This is a genomic window from Azohydromonas caseinilytica, assembly GCF_012927045.1.
Classification (GTDB): Bacteria; Pseudomonadota; Gammaproteobacteria; order Burkholderiales; family Burkholderiaceae_C; genus Azohydromonas; species Azohydromonas caseinilytica.
This window is the reverse complement of the sequence record NZ_JABBFW010000091.1, coordinates 1-1,488: the sequence shown is the minus strand read 5'-3', so window position 1 is coordinate 1,488 and position 1,488 is coordinate 1. Positions and strand designations below refer to the sequence as shown.

Genomic DNA, 1,488 nt, shown 5'->3' with positions numbered 1-1,488 from the left:
CACCTCTTTCAAGGTGCGCGGGAAGCGAGCACGCTGCCACCTCTGACACACCGGATTCCAGGAGGTGTGCGATGACGGTGGTGGATGCTGTGGTGGAGCGCTTTGCGCACCACTCTCCCGTGACGCTGATGGCGCGGCTGGCGCTGCAGCGCACGCTCGATGCGGCCTGGATCGATGAAGTGTTTGCTCAGCACGCGCAACACCAATACGTGCGCGAACTGCTGTTTTCGACCACGGTGGAACTCATGAGCCTGGTGGCCGTGGGGCTGCGCCCGTCACTGCACGCGGCGGCGCAGGCCGCCGGCGCGGCGCTGCCGGTGTCGATCACGGCGCTGTACGACAAGGTCAACGGCACCGAGCCGGCACTGGTGCGCGCGCTCGTGGCCGGCAGCGCCCAGCGCCTGGCGCCAGTGATGGCGGTGCTGCAGCGCGGCAAGCCGGCCCTGGCCCCGGGCTGGCGTGTGCGCATCCTCGACGGCAGCCACCTGGCGGGCAGCGAGCGGCGCATCAAGCCGCTGCGCGGCTACCGCGGCGCGGCGCTGCCAGGGCAGTCGCTGGTGGTGTTCGATCCCGACACGGCCTTGGTGAACGACATGGTGCCGGCGGAGGATGCGCATGTGCAGGAGCGCTTGCTCATGCAGCCGCTGCTGCAGCAAGCCCAGCGCGGCGAGCTGTGGATAGCCGACTGCAACTTCAGCACCCGCGCAATCCTGGGCGGCTGGGCCGCGCAGGGGGCGTGCTTCATCGTGCGCGAGCACGGCGCCAACCCGCACCCCACGCCGTGCGGCCCGCCGCGCCCATGCGGACGCATCGACACGGGCACGGTGTCGGAGCAGCCCGTGGTGATGCCCCCGCTCGAGGGCAGCAGCGGTGAGCCGCGGCCGCTGCGGCGCATCGAGCTGGCGCTGGACTTACCTACCGAGGACGGCGACACGGTGGTGCGGCTGCTGACCAACCTGGCCCCTGAGGCGATGGACGCGTGCACGGTGGCGCGGCTGTACCGCCGGCGCTGGTCCATCGAATGCCTGTTCCAGCGCTTGGAGTCTGTACTGCACAGCGAAGTCGCCAGCCTGGGGCAGCCGCGCGCGGCGCTGCTGGCCTTTGGCGTGGCGGTACTGGCGTACAACGTGCTCGCGGTGCTGCAGGCGGCCATAGCCGCGTGCCATGCGAGCGCGGTGGCCGACGTGGACGACATCTCGCTGTACTACCTGGCTGACGAGGTCCGCACCCACTACGCGGGCATGCTCGTGGCCATAGAACCACGGGCCTGGGACGCCTACGCGCAACTCAATGCCACGGAGCTGGCGCAGGCGCTGCTGGACATTGCGGCGCATGTCCAGCCCGCACGGCTGCGCCGCCACCGCCGCGCGGCCAAGCCCGCGGTTAAGAAGGACTACGTCAGCCACCGCGAAGCCTCGCGCCATGTCGCCACAGCGCGTGTTCTGGCCCGCGGTCGCCTTGACTGATCAACGCACCTTGAAAGGGGTG

The 1,488-nt window shown here is 70.2% G+C and carries 1 protein-coding gene; it reads left to right on the top strand.

The genetic code is table 11. The features are described 5' to 3' along the window. The first annotated feature begins 128 nt into the window (after positions 1-128). On the top strand, positions 129-1,466 hold the full coding sequence (locus HHL10_RS30080; RefSeq protein ID WP_169164103.1) for an IS4 family transposase: 1,338 nt from the start codon (positions 129-131) through the stop codon (positions 1,464-1,466). Positions 1,467-1,488 lie beyond the last annotated feature (22 nt).

Excerpts from the sequence above, each read along its gene's own strand:
- HHL10_RS30080 (WP_169164103.1), top strand. The coding sequence starts at position 129 with ATGGCGCGGCTGGCGCTGCAGCGCACGCTCGATGCGGCCTGGATCGAT.